Source organism: Pseudoalteromonas sp. ESRF-bin5 (assembly GCF_002632075.1).
Lineage (GTDB): Bacteria > Pseudomonadota > Gammaproteobacteria > Enterobacterales > Alteromonadaceae > Pseudoalteromonas > Pseudoalteromonas marina.
Genome location: NZ_NTLW01000317.1, coordinates 1 through 18,315, shown reverse-complemented (window position 1 = coordinate 18,315; position 18,315 = coordinate 1). Strand labels below are relative to the sequence as shown.

15 protein-coding genes and 3 pseudogenes are annotated in these 18,315 nt (G+C 37.4%); 10 read left to right on the top strand and 8 right to left on the bottom strand.

Translation table 11 applies throughout. The features are described from left to right. The first annotated feature begins 10 nt into the window (after positions 1-10). From BCG07_RS19270 to BCG07_RS19245, 6 genes are all read left to right on the top strand, one after another. Positions 11-1,933, top strand: coding sequence for an ATP-dependent nuclease (locus tag BCG07_RS19270; protein WP_286891589.1), 1,923 nt, complete (start codon positions 11-13; stop codon positions 1,931-1,933). Next, a complete protein-coding gene (locus tag BCG07_RS19265; protein ID WP_286891587.1) occupies positions 1,930-2,844 on the top strand; it encodes a GIY-YIG nuclease family protein in 915 nt (304 codons plus the stop codon). Before BCG07_RS19270 ends, BCG07_RS19265 begins: the two co-directional genes overlap by 4 nt. 23 nt (positions 2,845-2,867) lie before the next feature. After that, positions 2,868-6,167, top strand: a complete 3,300-nt coding sequence (locus BCG07_RS19260) for a type I restriction endonuclease subunit R (protein ID WP_286891586.1) — start codon at positions 2,868-2,870, stop codon at positions 6,165-6,167. A 5-nt stretch (positions 6,168-6,172) separates the two neighbouring features. Continuing rightward, a complete protein-coding gene (locus BCG07_RS19255; RefSeq protein ID WP_286891584.1) occupies positions 6,173-7,015 on the top strand; it encodes a M48 family metallopeptidase in 843 nt (280 codons plus the stop codon). Positions 7,016-7,413: 398 nt separating this feature from the next. Further along, positions 7,414-7,989 carry an ankyrin repeat domain-containing protein gene (locus BCG07_RS19250; RefSeq protein ID WP_286891582.1) on the top strand — a complete coding sequence of 192 codons (576 nt, stop codon included), beginning with the start codon at positions 7,414-7,416 and terminating at the stop codon, positions 7,987-7,989. Between the two features lie 373 nt (positions 7,990-8,362). Beyond that, positions 8,363-8,908 (top strand): hypothetical protein, encoded by a 546-nt coding sequence (locus BCG07_RS19245; protein WP_286891580.1) that lies wholly within the window; start codon positions 8,363-8,365, stop codon positions 8,906-8,908. A gap of 86 nt (positions 8,909-8,994) precedes the next feature. Here the strand turns inward: BCG07_RS19245 and BCG07_RS19960 are convergent. From BCG07_RS19960 to BCG07_RS19220, 6 genes and pseudogenes are all read right to left on the bottom strand, one after another. Next, a pseudogene (locus BCG07_RS19960) lies at positions 8,995-9,266 on the bottom strand (transposase); the annotation flags it as partial. Between the two features lie 115 nt (positions 9,267-9,381). Then, the gene (locus BCG07_RS19235) at positions 9,382-9,696 is read right to left on the bottom strand and encodes a hypothetical protein (protein ID WP_286891578.1); all 315 of its coding nucleotides are present in this window, start codon (positions 9,694-9,696) and stop codon (positions 9,382-9,384) included. Between the two features lie 230 nt (positions 9,697-9,926). Next, positions 9,927-10,061 (bottom strand): annotated as a pseudogene (locus BCG07_RS19955) (IS110 family transposase); the annotation flags it as partial. 64 nt (positions 10,062-10,125) lie between these two features. Further along, positions 10,126-10,710 (bottom strand): annotated as a pseudogene (locus BCG07_RS19230) (type I restriction-modification system subunit M N-terminal domain-containing protein); the annotation flags it as partial. Positions 10,711-10,881: 171 nt separating this feature from the next. Then, a complete protein-coding gene (locus BCG07_RS19225; RefSeq protein WP_286891576.1) occupies positions 10,882-11,655 on the bottom strand; it encodes a J domain-containing protein in 774 nt (257 codons plus the stop codon). A 77-nt stretch (positions 11,656-11,732) separates the two neighbouring features. After that, complete coding sequence (locus BCG07_RS19220; RefSeq protein WP_502694088.1) at positions 11,733-11,990, bottom strand: helix-turn-helix domain-containing protein; 258 nt, start codon at positions 11,988-11,990, stop codon at positions 11,733-11,735. Positions 11,991-12,146: 156 nt separating this feature from the next. Here BCG07_RS19220 and BCG07_RS19215 point away from each other — a divergent pair, with 156 nt between their 5' ends. The 3 genes from BCG07_RS19215 to BCG07_RS19205 all read left to right on the top strand — a co-directional run bounded on the left by BCG07_RS19215 (position 12,147) and on the right by BCG07_RS19205 (position 15,059). Then, entirely contained in the window at positions 12,147-12,731 is a 585-nt protein-coding gene (locus tag BCG07_RS19215) for a VspR family transcription factor (RefSeq protein ID WP_286891573.1), read from the top strand. Next, positions 12,725-14,113 carry a DEAD/DEAH box helicase gene (locus tag BCG07_RS19210; protein WP_286891572.1) on the top strand — a complete coding sequence of 463 codons (1,389 nt, stop codon included), beginning with the start codon at positions 12,725-12,727 and terminating at the stop codon, positions 14,111-14,113. The genes BCG07_RS19215 and BCG07_RS19210 overlap by 7 nt, the downstream gene beginning before the upstream one ends. A 283-nt stretch (positions 14,114-14,396) precedes the next feature. After that, the gene (locus BCG07_RS19205) at positions 14,397-15,059 is read left to right on the top strand and encodes a hypothetical protein (RefSeq protein WP_286891570.1); all 663 of its coding nucleotides are present in this window, start codon (positions 14,397-14,399) and stop codon (positions 15,057-15,059) included. Between the two features lie 280 nt (positions 15,060-15,339). Here the strand turns inward: BCG07_RS19205 and BCG07_RS19200 are convergent, their stop codons facing one another. Together BCG07_RS19200 and BCG07_RS19195 are read right to left on the bottom strand one after the other, a co-directional pair. Next, positions 15,340-16,746, bottom strand: coding sequence for a sensor histidine kinase (locus BCG07_RS19200; RefSeq protein ID WP_076920375.1), 1,407 nt, complete (start codon positions 16,744-16,746; stop codon positions 15,340-15,342). Continuing rightward, positions 16,746-17,420, bottom strand: a complete 675-nt coding sequence (locus tag BCG07_RS19195; RefSeq protein ID WP_058429029.1) for a response regulator transcription factor — start codon at positions 17,418-17,420, stop codon at positions 16,746-16,748. Before BCG07_RS19195 ends, BCG07_RS19200 begins: the two co-directional genes overlap by 1 nt. A 172-nt stretch (positions 17,421-17,592) precedes the next feature. On the opposite strand from BCG07_RS19195, the gene BCG07_RS19190 reads away from it, so the two are divergent. Next, positions 17,593-18,315, top strand: a 723-nt coding sequence (locus tag BCG07_RS19190; RefSeq protein WP_502694087.1) for an LTA synthase family protein, incomplete at its 3' end; no start/stop codon positions are given.

The window sequence follows — 18,315 nt, the reverse complement described above, 5'->3', positions numbered from 1 at the left end:
ACGGGACATAATGAAGTTAAGAATTAGTAATATTACACTAAAGAATTTTAAGACATTTAAAGAAATATCTATCCACCCAAACCCTGACTTCAATATCATCATAGGTGAAAATAGCTCTGGGAAATCGACGATATTTGAAGCAATCCATTTATGGGAGAAGTGCTATCAAACCTATATTCTGAGTTCGAGAAAAGGATTTTATAAAGTCAAAAATTCTACGAATCGTTACGTGAACTATCAGGATTTGGATTTTCTACGGATCACAAAAGACGAAGACCTGTTCCATGACCCTAAAGATCCTGAGCTAGGTAAGTGTGCCGAGATTTCAATTTCATTAGTTAATGATGATGAAGAGGCACAAACTTGGAACTTAGGATTCAAAGTAACCTGTCCAAGTTCAATAGAAAATGCTTTTTATCGTGTACAACCTACTGATGACGACCAATTTAGTAATTTCGCAAAAGATTTTTGCGGTGCAGGTAAGTTTTTAGATGAAGCAATCTTTATCTATCAAACTAGACCTGTGGCAGGTGTCCACCAGTTTGAACCCTATTACAATGAAGCGCAGATTAAGAAGAAAATACAAAAAGGTTCTTCTCATGAGGTTTTACGAAATAAAATCATATCGAAAAGGAAATCTATTGCTGATTTAGAAGCAAGTATTTCTGAAATAGTTGAGAAAGAAATCAAATTTACTCTACCGCCAACTACCAGACGAGAAAAAGATGAATATGTCTGCCTTGGTGTTTCTGTTGAAGGCTCAAAACCATATGACCTGCACCTTCAAGGTAGCGGATTCCTCCAGATTGTAGAGATTTTAGCAACCGTTGAGTTTGTTGATGCGCCCCTCAAGTTACTTTTAGTTGATGAACCAGACTCTCATATCCATTCCAAGCTACAGCAAAACCTACTTAATTACCTCAGAAAAATTGACCACAATCAATTTTTTATTATTAGTCACAATGACCAGTTTGTAACAAACGCTGGTGATGGAGAAGTCTTTTTTATAAGTGATGATGTTAAGAATGACGGTCTTTTGACAGCAATAGACAGTTCAGGCTTTGATATAATAAAAAATGCTTTAGGTGGAGTAGTTTTGTCGTTAGAGCGACTAAATCAAGCAAAACATATAGCTTTTGTTGAAGGTAAAGATGATGCCAATTATCTCCATGCATTGAACCAAAAATTGAAAGAGGTGACTGATGTTGCAGGTTGTTTGAGTGAAGTGACATTCTTCCCTCTACGTGGGAAGGACAATATTGCTCAAAAAATTGAGTATAATAAACGGACATTGTCTTCTCTTATGAAAGGAAAGACTTGGAACGCTATTTTTGACAGAGACTTTTCAACATCAGCAGTTGATATTAACTTGAAACAGAAGATCAGGCGAAGCTGCACTCCATTTAGTCATGAAGGCTACTGTATTGAATCGGTTGTTTTTTCTGAGCTTACTATTCTAAAAAGATATATATGTTCATATATAGACTACCTAACGAACGCAGAAGTAAATCGCCTTATAGATGAATTGATAACACAACTAAGTGAAGCTATTCAAAATACTAATTCTGATTTGAATAAAACTGTTGAAGTAAGATTTAATAGTCAGAAAAATAACAGACCTGAATTCAATACACTCCAATTTATAGATGTAATGCGCTCATGGTCAGATAATGGTATTTTTAAATCAGAAAGAGTGATGTCTAAGCCAATGATCCGAGATTTTATTATCAACCTAGAGTCTAAGGTTGGGCAATCCTTGTTTTTACGATCATCTAATGATGATGAAGAGATTACATCTAAATTTTTCAATAATTACATTAGCTTTATTGACTCACTTAATGATGTAGTTCCATCTTTAAAGTCTTTATTTATCCAATTAGGTGTACTTACTGAGTTGCAACCTAATAATGAAGGTGTGGTGCAGGCTGAATGATTGCTCAAAAACGACCTCGTACCATTCAGATATTTTTACCTACGGGCGACCCTGCTGGCATTCGCATTGCCGAGCAAACCACGTCGATTATTCGCTTAATTGAAGTGCCGCGTAGTGATATTGCTGAATTTGTAAAAATGCCAGAAGCCAAACAAGTTGGGCTTTATTTTTTAGTGTCGGGCGATAGCAAAGATGAATTATATATTGGTCAGTCGGGCGATGTCGGTAGCCGATTGATGCAGCACTACAAAGACGAAAAGAAAGATTGGGAGCGTGCATTAGTTTTGGTGTCGCTTACCAATAACTTAACCCAAACCCATGTGTTGTATTTAGAATCGCTATCGATAGAAAAAGCAAAACACTGCCAGCGTTATGAATTGCTTAATGGTAATGGAGGGCAAAAGCCACATACACCTGTGCCACTTAAAGCAGATTGCGATGAAATTCATGAAATTGGTAGCTTGTTGTTAGCCACCCTTGGCTACCCGATTTTTGAACCACTGACAGAAACATCACCTACCAAAGCTGAACAGGTATTTTCGTGTAGCCGTACAGGCGTTGATGCCAAAGGCATTTACACCAACGAAGGCATGGTGGTATTAAAAGGTTCATCCGCTCCTATGACCACCAAGCGTAAAACAGAACAACGGTTTTATGATAAGCGTGACCAGCTACTGGCTAAAGGTGTTATCGCAAAGCAAGATGGGCGTTTTGTATTTCAACGTGATTATTTATTCCCTACACCAAGCGGTGCCTCGATGTTTTTGCTATTAGCCAGTTCTAATGGTTGGGTAGACTGGAAAACAGAGCAAGGCATTACGCTGCACGACCATCAAGGTCGCACTCTAGAGTCGGCCTCTGAGCAAGGTAATACGCACAGCAATATGCAAATAACGAGTTGCGTGGGATAACTCATTAAGGATGATTAGGCACAATGACAACCATTAAATTTCAAGAAGAATTCAGCGCCAAAATCCCTGCGCTTACGCTGCTGACTAACTTAGGCTATACGTTTATTCCACCGAGTGAGTGTGAAGCTCTTCGCGGGAACACGTTAGCAGGTAACAAAAAAAGCACCCATCAGGTGGTGTTGTTACCTGTAATGCGTGCCTTTTTAGCCAAACAAACGTTCTCGTTTGCAGGTAAGCAGCATGCGCTCTCAGAAGCGGCCATTGATAAGGTAATGCATGAGCTGAACCCTGCCATGAACTTGGGGCTAAAAGCGGCTAATGAGAAAATTTATGATGCGCTAATGTATGGCGTGAGTGTGACTGAATTTATTGATGGTAAAAAAGCATCCCCCACTATTAAGCTGATTGATTGGCATAATATTGATAACAATGCGTTTCATTGTACCGAAGAATTAGTGGTACAAAATGCCGAGGGTACGGGCAACCGCAGACCGGACATTGTGTGTTTTGTAAATGGCTTGCCATTAGTGGTGATTGAAGCAAAACGCCCCGATTCAAACAAAGAGGGTAAATCGACCAACTTTGCAGCAATCTCTCAGCATATTCGTAACCAAAAGCAAGATGAAATACCGCACTTATATGCCTACAGCCAGTTATTATTGGCCATAAACGGGCATGAGGGCTTGTATGCAACATGCGGCACCCCTGAAAAATTTTGGGCAAAGTGGAAAGAAGAACACTCTCACTTAGGAATAGCCGAAGCGGAATTTGTCAGACTAAAAAATCATAAGTTGAGCGATGAACAATTAAATGCACTGTTTAATCATCGCCCTGCAAAAGATAAAACAGATTACCAGTCGCTTATTGCCGCAGGTGAGCTGACGGTAACCGACCAAGACAGGCTGATTGTAAGTTTATTGCGCCCTGAGCGCTTATTAGATATGACCCGCCTGTTTACCTTATTTGATAAAAAAGCCGGCAAAATTGTAGCTCGATACCAGCAGGTGTTTGGTATAAAAGCACTTATTGAGCGCATAAACACCTTCGATGACACTGGCGCTCGTGAAGGTGGTGTGATTTGGCACACCACAGGTAGCGGCAAGTCATTTACTATGGTGTTTTTATCAAAAGCGCTTATATGGCTTGAAGAGCTAGCGCAGTGCCGCGTAATTATTGTGACTGACCGCGTTGATTTAGAAGACCAGTTGAGCCGTACGTTTGCATCTGGTGGTGTACTCACTGACCGTGATAAAAAAGATGCTATGGCGACCACAGGTAAGCGTTTAGCGGAACAAATTGGTAAAGGAAATGAGCGAGTTATCTTCTCGATCATTAATAAGTTTGGCTCTGCCATAAAACACAAAGACTGTTACAACGATAGCCCTAATATTATTGTGTTAGTGGATGAAGGTCACCGCAGCCAAAACGGTGAAAATAATATCCGTATGCAGCAAACCCTGCCTAAAGCTGCGTTTATCGCCTTTACAGGTACGCCGCTATTAAAAGACGATAAGACTGAAAACAAGTTCGGTAAAATCATTCACTCTTACACGATGCAGCAAGCAGTTGAAGATAAAACCGTGACCCCATTGCTGTATGAAGAACGTATTCCTGAGCTAAACGTTAACGATAAGGCGATTGATGCATGGTTTGATCGCAGTACCAGTAAGCTGAGCGACAAACAAAAAACTGATTTAAAAAGAAAGTTTTCGCAAAAAGGTCAGATTTATCAAACCGCCGATCGTATTATGTTAATTGCTTACGATATTGCCGACCATTTTCAAAACTTTAAGCATCAGGGGTTAAAAGGCCAGCTAGCCTGTGACTCTAAAGCCTCTGCAATACGCTATAAAGAGGCTTTAGATAAAATTGGCACCGTGACATCAGTTGTTGCAATGTCGGCTCCTGACACACGTGAGGGGCATGATATTGTTGATCAAGAAAGCAAAGACATTGTGCAAAACTGGTGGAAGACCAATGTTGATAAAATGGATGAAAAAGCCTACACCAAAGCCATTATTGAAGACTTTGGCAGAGATGACGGCCCTGACATTATGATAGTGGTTGATAAACTGCTAACGGGCTTTGACGAGCCAAAGAACACCGTACTGTATATCGACAAACCTCTTAGAGAGCACAACCTGATTCAAGCCATTGCCCGCGTAAACCGTTTGCATAGCAAAAAGCAGTTTGGTTACTTGATTGACTACCGAGGCATATTAAAAGAGCTTGATACCACCATAGAAAAGTACCAAGACCTTGCAGAGCGCACTCAAGGCGGCTTTGATATAGACGACCTGAAAGGGTTGTATAACCGAATGGATACGGAATACAAAAAGCTTCCGGGCCTGCACAGTGATTTATGGGCAATATTTGACGGGGTTAAAAACAAGCTCCAGCCCGCAGCATTGAGTCAAGCACTAGCACCTAAAATACAGGACGTTAACGGGAGCCTAGTTGATACGAACCTGAAAAAGCGTGAAGATTTTTATGATGCACTAAAAGCTTTCTCAAGCTGTATGAAGGTAGCACTGCAATCGGCTACCTACTTTGAAGATAAATCGTTCGACAATAAGCGTGACCTTTACAAACGAGATCTAAAGGTTTTTGTGAGTTTACGTAAAGTTGTAATGGAGTTAGCGAACGAAACCATTAATTATGACGAATACGCAGAAGATATTCGCAGTCTATTAGACAAGCATATTGCAGGTATTGAAGTTAAAGAGCCTGACGGTGCGTACTTGGTGGGTAATTTAGGAAAAGACGTTAAGCCACAGGATATGAGCGATGATGAAGCTCGTAACCAAACAGATAAAATCACTGGCCGTATCACCAAGATGATTGAGCAAGACTTAGCAGATGATCCTTATGCTCAAGAATATTTCTCTAAGATGCTTAAAAAGGCGATTGAAGATGCTAAAGCGATGTTTGATGCGCCAGTTAAGCAGTACATCCTTTTTGCCGATTTTGAGCAGGAAGTGAAAGACCGCAAAGTCGCTGATGTTCCCAAAGACTTTTTAGATGACTCCGGCAAGTTAAATAAACATGCCCAAGCCTACTTTGGTTTGTTTAAGCACCTATTTGATGCTGAATTCTTGAGTGAAAAGGATCTCGATAACGACAAATTAGTAGCACTTGCTTTTGATATTGATGCCGTCGTGAATGATGCGGTTGCTGAGTATTCCATTAACCCTGCGGAAATTGAAAACGCTATTCACATGAAGTTATTACCCATACTGTTTGCTGAGCTTGGCCTTGATAATGCTCAAAAGCTGATTGAAGAAGTGTTAAAGATAACCCGATTAGGCATAGCTAGAGGCTAATGTAAGTGACACAAAAAACGGTAGCCGCTGCTATTCATTCTGAAAAAAGCAGCGCAACAACCAACGAATACGGTGTTTTTACTTATGGTAACGACACCATTCGCTATGACGTTATTCGTAAACCAAAGCCTAGTGATACCGCTAAAAAAGTAGCACGTAAGGTCATTATAAAAGTTCACCCTGATCAACGTGTTGTGGCTACAGTGCCACATAATGCAAGTGATGATGCTATTCAAGATGCCATGCATAAGCGTGCAAGGTGGATATGGCAAAGTATTAATGACTTTGCAAAGCAAAAAGACACGGTATTGCACAAGCGATATGTAAGTGGCGAAACCCAATTTTATTTAGGTAAGCGCTATGTACTCAAGGTCATTGTTGATGCAGAGCAAGTGCCTAGTGTGAAGCTTAGCCGAGGTAAGCTAAACGTCACTATCAAGCATGAAGTTAGTAAAGATATTGCCCTTGATAGTCAAGATAGCAGGTTGGTGAAAATTAAACCGCTAATCGACAAATGGTATCAACACAAAGCAAAAGCAATTTTTCATGAGCGACTAGCCGAACTATTGCCTAAAACTACATGGGTAACAGGCATCCCCTCTTTTCGTGTCATGGCAATGAAAAAGCAATGGGGAAGCTGCTCAATCAAAGGCAACTTGATGCTCAACCCTCACCTTGTTAAAGCACCGAAAGAATGCATTGATTACGTGATTCTACATGAGCTTTGCCACATTGCTGAACACAACCACAGCGAGCGCTTCTGGCGTTTATTAACCCAAGTAATGCCTAATTGGAAAGAAGTAAAAGCCAAATTGGATGGGATGGCTGAAATGTATTTGAATGAATAAACTTAACTAAATAAATTTTTAACCATAAAGTATTATTATTATTACTCTATAATTTTAGGATCTTGGTTTAAAACTTTTGTTCAAGATAATGTGATCAAAGCTTACATTGCCACCCTTCGTTTAAATACTTAAAATATAAAAAAAACAATTAGTTAAAATTTAAATTTGACGTTCATTATCTATACTTGAAATTATTATTAGTGTAATAGAATATGATTCGATATGAAGTAATGGCCCCTAAAAAGAAGTTATTGGCTATGCCGTTTGATTCAAAAACAAAGTTAAATAATAGATAAACCTCATAGGTTTGAAAACATCTATTACATACAACTATTTAGTCCGATAAAAAACTATCTAAATGCTAATAAATAAGTCAAAAATGTAATTAAAGGAAAGTTATGAGCTTGCTCGATAAACTTAAATCCAAAAATGTGAACAACAGAAAGTATGAGGAAAACTTATATTCTGTTGTAGCTTCTGAAATGGCAGAGGGCATTCTTAACTCAGCTTTATGGCTCAAAGCCTATGAAGTGGCCGAGGGCAACAGTGAAAAACAAGTATCTGAATATATTAAACTGAGTGTTCAATCATTAAAAGATGATATTCATATTATTAACAGTACCCCAATAGTAGAAAGTCCAAAAATCGAGGAAAGACACTGGAAGGATATTGATAATATTGAAGATTTAGTAACCATGATAGAAGATGGTGCATCTAAATCAGCCATTCTTGAATCGCTTTCTGACGCATCTGAAGAAGAAATTAAAAAGCTTATCAATCAATTAGATGATTGTGACCAGTATCCTCTCCACGTTGCAGTAAAGAATAACCGGGCTGACATTGTAGAGTGGTTACTGAAAGCTGGTGCAGAATACAGCTGTGTCAATTATTGGGGAAAAACACCTGTCGAAATAGCAATCCATCTGGAGCATTTTGAAATATTAAATATTATTAAAAGCCATACTACTAAATAGTTTAGTATAGGCTTTTTCTAACATTACTATACTAACAAGTAAAAATTAATGAGTTCAAAATTTTTCCTTGTCTTAATTTTGGGCTCTTAGCTGGAGGTGGGCTATATACCTAACATCATCTAATTTATAGTTAAAGTTTAACTGCACTAATCATCTTTCTTTTTTGGCTCATTGCAACTTTTGCAAACTACTCTTTGAAATTTGGTCTAATGACTGGCCATTCTTGAAATTATAGTTGATGCCATACTAGCTGAACTAGTAACAAATGAATTAAGAAAATTTTTGGTATTAATAGCTTTACCTATATGGGCTATTTTATAAAAATAGAGAGGCTTATTTGCAAATTAATGTGTATATCTTTTGGAGGTAACAAATGGAGTGGTGGGGTTATTCACCTGACTATGGATGGGTTTTTCTTGATCGTACAATCAAAAGTAATCAACCGGGTCAAAGTGATAATTTAATTTTTATCATATGTAAAACATCAGAAGTTATTCAAATAAAGCGTGAATATTGGAAGCCGCCTGCGTTTGTTTATGAAAAAAGGTTTCTTGAAAAAGTTGATAGCTCACGACTGAGCTTTGAACAAAAAGAGCTTTCATCTTATAAGATTAAAACCGACTTATTTAGGGAGGCAGCCAGAAGTTTTTTGAGGAAGAACTCTAAAAGTAAAGACCCAAAGCTAATGGACCCCCCCTCTATAATAAATACAATTAAAAACAAGCTTGCAAAGGTTATTACCTTCACCATGACTTGTTTTGGATTATTGATTCCCATTTTTATTATTGTGTTAATCATAAACCAAATGTTATATGGTAATTGCTTTAGTGGATATTGCCTCAGTGCAGCATTTCCCAGAGTATTCATAATATCTATAGCTGCTTCACTTTTTTTCACCTTCCTGATGAATGACTCCTGACGTTAAAGAACCTAGTACGTCAATCGAAATAGCTAAGCATGTGGCGAACTTGATCGGCTACTACCGCACTATAAACGAGTATAGAACTGAGTTATTCCATCAAAGGTTTTGTGCCTGAGAATACTAATATTATGGCATACCTTAATGCATGTAGAGTCAATGAATTCAACCCCTGTGAGTTTATCTTTAAGTGAAGTGAAATAAGCGTACATCGGCACAAGTACACTTTGCTAATGATTAAGAATCGTGTGTAACTGAGGAAATTCATTTTTGTAAATAAGTGAAACATAGCAAGATAGTAATTTTTAAAATCACAGTGATGGGACATATGGAAACTAATGACAATAGTCAGAATTTGTCAGAATTTCATTAGTCGAAAGATCGAAGCTCAGAATAGGCAGTTATAGTCGCTGCCATAACTGGCCAGAGTATTAAGACCCAACCAACTTTGCTGCCTTTGGTTGATAGCCTTGTTATACATTTTTTACCATCAAAGCATATCGATGAAGAATTGGCTGTATAGAAAACCATCCCTCTCTTACTATTGTGCCTCTTTCATTCGGTCGGGATGCTAATTCATATGTCTTAGATTTAAGCTCTATGAGCTTTAAAAGCTCTCCCGATGGCTCACTTAATACTAGTGCTCGGAATATTCTAGCGCAGTTTGCTAATTGCCCCGTATAAAATATCCTGTCATCGAAATCTAAATCTTTACCTTCTAGTGCTTGATCTAAGAGTCCAGAAAAGTCAGATAAATTTATTAGTGCCCATTCTTTCGCTTCATCCATGCTTATACTCATTTTGTTGCAATTTAATAGTGCTATCATCGCGCATATTCCTGCCCGCCTTAACGCTCATTTATCTACTTTTAACAAATAGCTTAAGATATTACTATTGAGTAAAGTAAAATGGAACATATGCGCGTAGCTAGTTTGCTTAAATCTATTTACAAACAACACAGTTTAACCAATCACTAGTTATTATATTTAGTCAGTATCAATGGTATTCATCAAGTTATTTATGTATTTAATAATGGCGAATCACGCTCTTTAAGTACCTTTAAATACTTAGCCTCATCGTAGCAACATTTCGTTTTCCAACACCGATAGATTATACATATCCATTTAAATACAAGTGCTCTAACTTTTCGTTGGATTTAAAAAATAGGTAACACTTTAAGCCGCTAAACTTAGGTGGCATTCGCATGATAAATTTGAAGATGACATTATATAGAACTCGCCCCCGCCTTTACCTTCTGATGCGGCAAATTTACCTAAAAAGTATTCGTACACACGGCCAACTAAGTCTTCTTCTGTTTTTTCGTTTTGGTTGGCAATGGTGTCGATATTATTAATGGTATCGATAAGCGCGGAGAGCTTACTGGCATCAAGCCCTAAGCGTGAAAAGTAATTATCGGGCAATACGCCCGCGAGTGATTTATTGTTTTTTTCAACCGCGTGCAGTGCGGTATCTATTTTAACGGCTATATTGCCTTGCTTAGCGTTGGCTTGAATGTACGACCAGCGTGCATCTTCTGGTAGGTAAAACACGTTATCCATTGCGTAAAAGTCGACCATGTCGATGTATTCGTCGCCGTACTCGGCAATAATGGCTTTTTTACGCCCTTCAAACTTGTCACTAATAAATTTAAGAAAGATTAAGCTTAAAACAATGTGCTTATATTCGGCTGATTCAACACTGCCACGCAGTTTATTGGCAGCATCCCAAAGGGATTCTTCAAATCCGACTTGTGTTTTTTTTGCGGCTTTTTTAGTAGCAGGCTTTTTTGATGCAGCGTCCATGTGGTCTCTATTTGCAAGAATATCAATATAAATTGTTGGCTTATCAAACCGCAAAGGTCGTGGTTTTTTGAGTGTTAATTAGTAATAAATTGGTATTATAAGGGGTACTGAAGTGAATAGATGGAGGTTTTTTCCACCGTTAAATCATTGTAGTACTCATAAATAAAAGCCTCACATAAAAATATAAATCACACCGATAAATATAGTTATATAAATAAAATAGAGAAAACCTTTTCCATTTGAAGGGATAGTTTTAACTGAAATGTGATCTCCTACCTGATAATTTAGATACTCATTTAAGCTCTGATTATTTTTATCTTGATGTAAAAATTCTTCAGTGATTTTAGTGATTATAAACTTAGAGTCCACTTCTGAACCAAGGGTAGCAATTACCCTATTTAACTCTCTCGCGGCTTCTTTTTTATTGCCTATTATAAGCTCTATTGCAAATGCTTTAATATCCTTATTCTTTCCAAAATAAGTTTCTACGTAATTTTCAAGCATTTTATTTGCTACTAATTTAGCTGAAGAAAAGTTTTTAGTTTCTAAAACCTCTACCTTAAATGAAAAGCAGAGTGAACTAGATATTTGAGAGAGCCGCTTTTCTACCTGCAATAAATCAGGGCAATACTTACACGCTAAAACCCACTTTTCATTAAGTGAGTTGTGAATAGCATCATTTAGCTCAGAGTCACTATTTTTATTTCCGAACTCGAAATTAGCTTGAGAGTTATATTCATCATATTCTCTTCGCTTTACTTCATTTGATAAAACCTCATAGGCATCATTTATCTCTGTAGCTTTTCTTAGAGCGTACTCTCGTTCGCCTTGATAAACATCAGGGTGATACTCTCTCATCAAGGCTTTATAAGCTGCTTTTATAACAATACGTTCTGCAGAAGGTAAGACACCAAGGACTTTATAATAATCTTTAGTGATATCCATATTTATATCCTGATCTTTAGCATTTATACATCATTTAAAGAGTATATTTAATATATCTTTATCTGTTTTTTATACGATTAAATTTTCGACTGGAGTAGCTGAATGAGTTTGCGTTTACCTTCTTCATCAAGCTTTTCGATTAAACATGCCAGAGTTGCGCTTTCTTCTGATTCACAAAAAAAGTAATTTACGGGAACGTTTAGCTCGATCGCTAGCTTTTTTAAAGTTGCTAAGTCGGGCATATGGCGACCTGTTTCGTAATGATTCATTCTGCCACTGGCAGAGCTTGGATCCATCCCCATTTTAATACCTAACTCTTTTTGGCTTATTTTCATTCGCTTTCGAGCCTCTTTAAGACGCTCTGTAAAAAAGGATTTAACCTGCACCGTTGCTTCATCTTGGTAACTCTCACATTTAAATGATTGTCTAGTTTTTACATGAGCATGTATACTTAGGAATCCTAAGTTTATGGTGAGTAGTAAGGTTTAGCAATGAGTAAAAAAGCGAATATGAATGTATTTTTACATTTTCTTTTGGTAATCAAACAGATGAATAATTTCACTGTGACGCAAGCGAAAGAGGCATTATTGCGTGAACAATCTGAGTTTACTGATCCAGTAGAAACCCGAAAGTTTGTATATCGCCAATTAACTCGCAATGTTGCAAATGGACTTTTAAGACGAACCAATAAATTAAATAAGGGAGCTAAAGAGGTTATATATTCAACAACAGAGCTTTTTTCAAGTTTAGAAATCATTCCTACTTCAAGGCGAGGCAAAGTAAAACAAATAGATACTACAAATATTAGCGTTCCTGATATTTCGACCGAAACAGTTAAAGTTATTGAGTACCAAGAAGAACTTAAAAAAGATTTATTAACATACGAGATTGATTTAAATACTGTACTTGAAGAAGCTAAAGAGTATCAGCGCCTTTCTGCACGCTACCCTAAGCTGCAAGTACAGTTGCAGCTGCATCACACTCAAGCAAAGGAAAAGTCGATTAAATTACTTGGCAAAATAAATGCTTTGCAGACTTTATTGGGTAATAAAACAACAGAAAAACAACCATGTTAAGGGGTTGGCAAACAGCCTGCTTATCGGCAGTTAAAAAGCACTACTCTCAAAGCCATAAGCACTTTTTTTGTTTAGCTACACCAGGGGCCGGTAAAACTGTATTGGCGGCAGAAGTTGCAGCGTATTTATTTGAAACTAAGCAAATAGACTTTGTGATTTGCTTTTCACCCTCTAGTGAGGTGGCCAATGGTATTAGAAAGACGTTTGCTAAACGGTTAAATTGTAATTTTGACGGTGTTATTGGCTCAGTTGGTTGCTCGTATACTTATCAAAACATGCGCTTTTTTAATGACGACTACTGGAAGTTATTAAGGAACAACCGCGTGTTGGTGGTGTTTGATGAAATACACCATTGTGCTGGTTCGAGCATTGAGGATGCCAATGTATGGGGGCAAGATATTGTTAAAAATATTCAACAGCACGCTGCTTTTACGTTAGCGCTGACAGGCACACCTTGGCGCTCTGACCTTCTTCCTATCGCGCTGGCAACTTATAGCGACCCTGATAATAAAATAATATGTAATTACACTTACTCGCTGCAACAGGCGGTAAATGATGGCGTATGCCGTAACCCTAAAATTGTTTTAATTGATAATGAAGAAATTTCGGTAACAACCACGAAACAGGAAACCAAAACCTATAACTCATTAAAGTCTTTGCTAAAAGATCCATCGATTTCCTACCAGGATTTGATTAAGCACGAAGCTGTAATCAATTATATTATTGCTCAAGGAGTAAGTAAGCTCGCCACTATTAGCCAGCAGAATAGCAATGCCGCAGGGTTAATTGTGGCCTCTTCTGTTGAGCATGCAGAGCAGATAGTGACTGTACTCACCGACCTTTTTCATCAATCAGCAACCATAGTTACTTACAAAGAAAGCGATGCAGGCGATAGAATTAACCATTTTCGCTTTAGCAACACGCAATGGATTGTAAGCGTTGGAATGGTGTCGGAAGGTACTGACATACCTAGGCTGCAAGTGTGTTGCCATTTAAGCAGAGTTAAAACTGAGCTTTATTTCAGGCAAGTTTTGGGACGAATATTAAGAGTAAATAGTTCCCCAAACCAAGAAGCTTGGCTATTCACCCTCGCCGAAGAAACACTAACCACCTTTGCAAATAGAATTGACCAAGAGCTACCCGACACTTGCATATTGATAAGAAATAACGCCATAGCTAATGAGTATCTTGGAACAGAGAACCATAAAAAGACATACTCCACGCGGTCCGGTAGTCAGCCGGTTGCTGAAATTGATGATTTATTATTTTCATGGGGCAAAAATGGAGCAAATCAGCTGCAAACAGAGCCTCAGGAAGCAAGCTTTTTACAGGCCTTTGGCGGGTTTAGAGAGCGGGTGATAGAGACGTTTTTAGTAAGTTAATTTGAAGTAATTCACATCAGTTCAGAGAGTTTTAATTGTTAGGCTTAGGTTTCATCTGGCAGGCCGCTATGAGCGAGAAGCAGACGGTCAGATGAGTTACTTTTAACTTAGTAAGAAAAAAGTAAAATTTCTTCTTTTTTACATGTTTATATAAGCTATATGAAGCATACTATTTATAGCTGTTGATAACTTACACTGTTTGTTATTGACATAAGATAGGATATTTCCATCCTAAAATAGGGGAAGTGTCCTCTGGTAAGGCTGTTAGATATAAAGGGAGTTTATGAGTAAGTTGACACGAAATTTAATCATTGCCTTGATCAGCGGAGTAATAATAATTGTTACTCCGCTATTAATCGTTTTTACACCTCAACTTTCGGTTAATGTTAATGACTGGTCTGCTCTAGGTTCTTATGTCGGAGGATTATTATCTCCGTATATAGCTGCTTTAGCTTTACTGGGCCTTATTTCAACAATTAAGCAGCAAGCAAAGGAAGTATCAATACTTGAAAAGCATAACCAGTGTAACCAGCTTGAATTAATCATTCATAAAATTGAAAGTGATTTTAAAACTGACCTAAGCAATACAGAGCTTATTTTAGAAATTAATGGAAAAAAAATTGAAGGCTACTCATGTCTCGATGCATTGTGCAATATTGCATTCCCTGATTGGGGGGAAGTTATTCCCAACTTTGGCGACTTACGTGAGGGAGAAAAGTACGATTTAGAGGAGCAAAAAATCAAGTTGTTTGGGCTGTATGGTTCAGCCGGAGGTAACTTAAATCAACTTAGGATATATGTTGATAAACATGAAAAACTATCAGGTTCAAATACTTTATCTAAATACTACAAAAGAAAATATAAGACCCCATACAAAAGGTTATTAAATAAAGGTTTTATAACAAAGGATTGGGGATATTATACCCCAAAAGCGCCTAAATCCTGATTACACATTTCGTGTTAGGCAAGCATTACTAGTGTCCGCTCGTGGCACTTTTACGAAGCTCGGCTAAAAGCGAAGAGCGAACGGTCGGGTAAACTCGTTTTTGGACAAAAACGAGTTAGAGCCGGAGGGCGGATCTGTAAAATGTATAGTGATAACAACATCCTGCTAAGCCGCAGAAACGGAGTTGATTGTTTGATAGCTACCAGTACAATTAAGTATTTAGGAGCCTCATCACATAATTGCATTCCCCAGCCTTTATTTCTATGTAGGGCTAAATAAACTAATCAGTGTTTAAGGCTAAAGAGAATGTGATTTTTCTGTCACTAACTTCTGCACTTAATTGCGCATCAATTGCTTTACTAAGCGTTTTAGCGATTGATAACCCCAATCCAAAGTTATCATTCGATGTTCTTGAAGTGTCTTTTTGCCATAAAGGGTCAAATAATTGGTCTATATCATTATCACTCAAAGGTTCAATAAGGGAGTTAGTAACTGACAAAAATAAAAATTTTTCTTTTGAAATCATTGTCGAAACTAAAATTTTTGAATTTAGTGGGCTGTATTGTTTAGCGTTGTTAACTAAATTGCTAATAATTGATTCGAGGGCAAACAAGTTGCTTATAATTGCTGGTGCATTCTCATTCAACTCCAAATTTACACGCGATAAATCAGTGTTTTCTAAGACTCTGGTAATGACTTGATTTAAATCACAAGCATCTTGTTTGATTAGCTTACCATTACTGTATTTATGTAATAGCAATAAGTTCGACACGATATTTTTAAGCCGTAAACTTATTTTCAACGCTTCAGGCTTAAAATCCTCATTGAGCTCAATCTCATTTGGAAACCTGATAGCAACTTCTGCCATATTTATAAGTTCGGCAATGGGCGTTTTTATTTCATGGGCAATATCGGATGTAAGTCGCTTTTCCCTTAGGTAAAGTTGTCTATTCTCTTTAATAAAAGCATTTAAGCTTTCAACAATAGGCAAGAGCTCTTTAACTGGCTCTTGTATAAATATCTGTGAGCCTTCACTGGTAATACTTAACTGACTGATATCTTGGTTGAGTTTAATTAATGGCGCAAGTGATGTATCTATCGCCTTCCTGACAAATAATCGAATAAATACAATAACTGTAATTATGGTGACTATAAAAATAACGTCAATCAACCAAAGTACAAAATCAACTTCCTCAGAAGACGCTGCATAAGCTAAAGTCAGTGGCTCATCATTTGTTTTTTTATATGTGTCTACTGATATATTGTCTTTTTCTTGTGGTATAAAACGACTATAAAACACCCGACCATCTCGGCCATCAGATAATTGTATAGGGAGTATTTTTGACTCGCCAATTTCTAAGCTTTCATATGGTAGGTTTTTAACTTCAAATAAATCTAAACTTTTTGAGCGGGTAAAAACACTTTCTTTGCTCCATAATTGAAAGTACTCAGGCTCTATTTCCCCTTCGAACTCGGGCAAAAACTCACTAGAAAAGTTAAACGAAAAACCTTCATTAGTTTTATGTACTAAGGTCATTAACATACCTGCTTTGGATTGCAGGCTGCGATCAAACTCATTATCTATCCAACTATCAACAGCAATGTCGGTTGCCAACAAAATGCATAAAACAAAGCTAGTTATAGTTACCGAAAGTGTAACAACTAATTTACTGCGAATAGATTTCATTATTGTCCTTGTACAATATAACCAAAACCACGTTTGGTCTGAATTGGCAGCTCCCCTCCTGCAACTCTTACTTTTTTGCGAGCAGATGATAAATGGGCTTCAATCGAGTTCTTTGATATCAAATCATATTGCCCTGCAAGGTAGGTACTTAGCTTTTCTGCACTAAACACTTTATTTTGATTGCTAAATAAACATTCGACAATTTTGTACTCGTTGGGTGTTAAGTCGATAACATTGTCAGCAACTTTTAGCAGTTTTAACTGTAAATTCAGTGCTAAATTATCAATAGTTATGATATCACTCATCATCTTCAATCCTCCACGGCGCATTAAATTTAGCAGTCGAGCGTGGAGCTCATCAAATGAAAAGGGTTTAGTCAGATAATCATCCGCTCCTGTTAAAAGCCCTAAAACACGGTCTTCAGGTTCTTGCTTAGCTGACAAAATTAAGACTTTAGAATCAAGCTGTTTGGTTCTTATGGTTTGCAATAAAGTAATACCATCGATACTCGGTAACATAATATCAAGTATTATAAGCTCATACTCACCTGTCATCGCCATACTCAGCCCTTGTGCACCATCACCGGTGTCATCAACCGCAAAGCCTAGATTTGCTAAGCCAATTCGTAAACTACGCCTTAGTGACGCTGAATCTTCAATTATTAATAACTTCATGTGTTACTCATTCACCTGAAATGCATCTTCATCATTAGGTTACGCCATATAGCTTAAGTTTTACTTAAGACTTGCTTAAGTTTCCATAGTTTAGCCAATATTAAGTTTAGACTCAGGATTTCTTAAGTTTCGGTTTTTAGTATTGCTGCAATTATTAAGATCGAGCACAACTATGACAGCAAATACTTCCGTTTTAAAACCCTTGTTGCGTTTTACTATTATATTGATATCAATCTTTATAACTTCCCGCATTGCTTTATTGTTTTGGCAACATTCAAGATTAAATGATGGTGATATTTGGCCGATCATATCAGGAGCAATCAGAATAGACTTAAGTAGCATTGGATACTTAGCAACTATTGGGGTTTTTATACTGATACTACATGTAGTTGCACGCCCTAAAACAGAGCTTTTCCAGCGTATTTTTACACTTTACGGTAGCTGCGTTGTAACTGTAATTGTTATTGTTGAAGCATCAACACCTGCATTCATCAATCAATATGATGTAAGGCCTAACCGATTATATATTGAATACCTTGATTACCCACAAGAAGTCTTCTCAATGTTAGTGCATGGCCATCTTTTTGCAATGTTAAGTACATTGCTTTTGGCCTCGTTAACAAGCGTTTATAGCTATCGCCTTTTATGCAGAGCATTCACACAACCACCGTCACTGAAAAAAGCATCCAATTTACCCATTCTAATGGCTGCTTTAATAATCTGCTTATTTGCTGCTAGAGGTACATTAAATCACCGACCGCTTAACCCTGCATTAGTCTATTTTTCTCAAGATTCACTAGTAAACTCACTTGTTCTTAACTCCACTTACAGTGTTGCGTTTGCGCTGAAAAACATGGGTAACGAAAAAAGTGCCAGTAATTTGTATGGCACAATG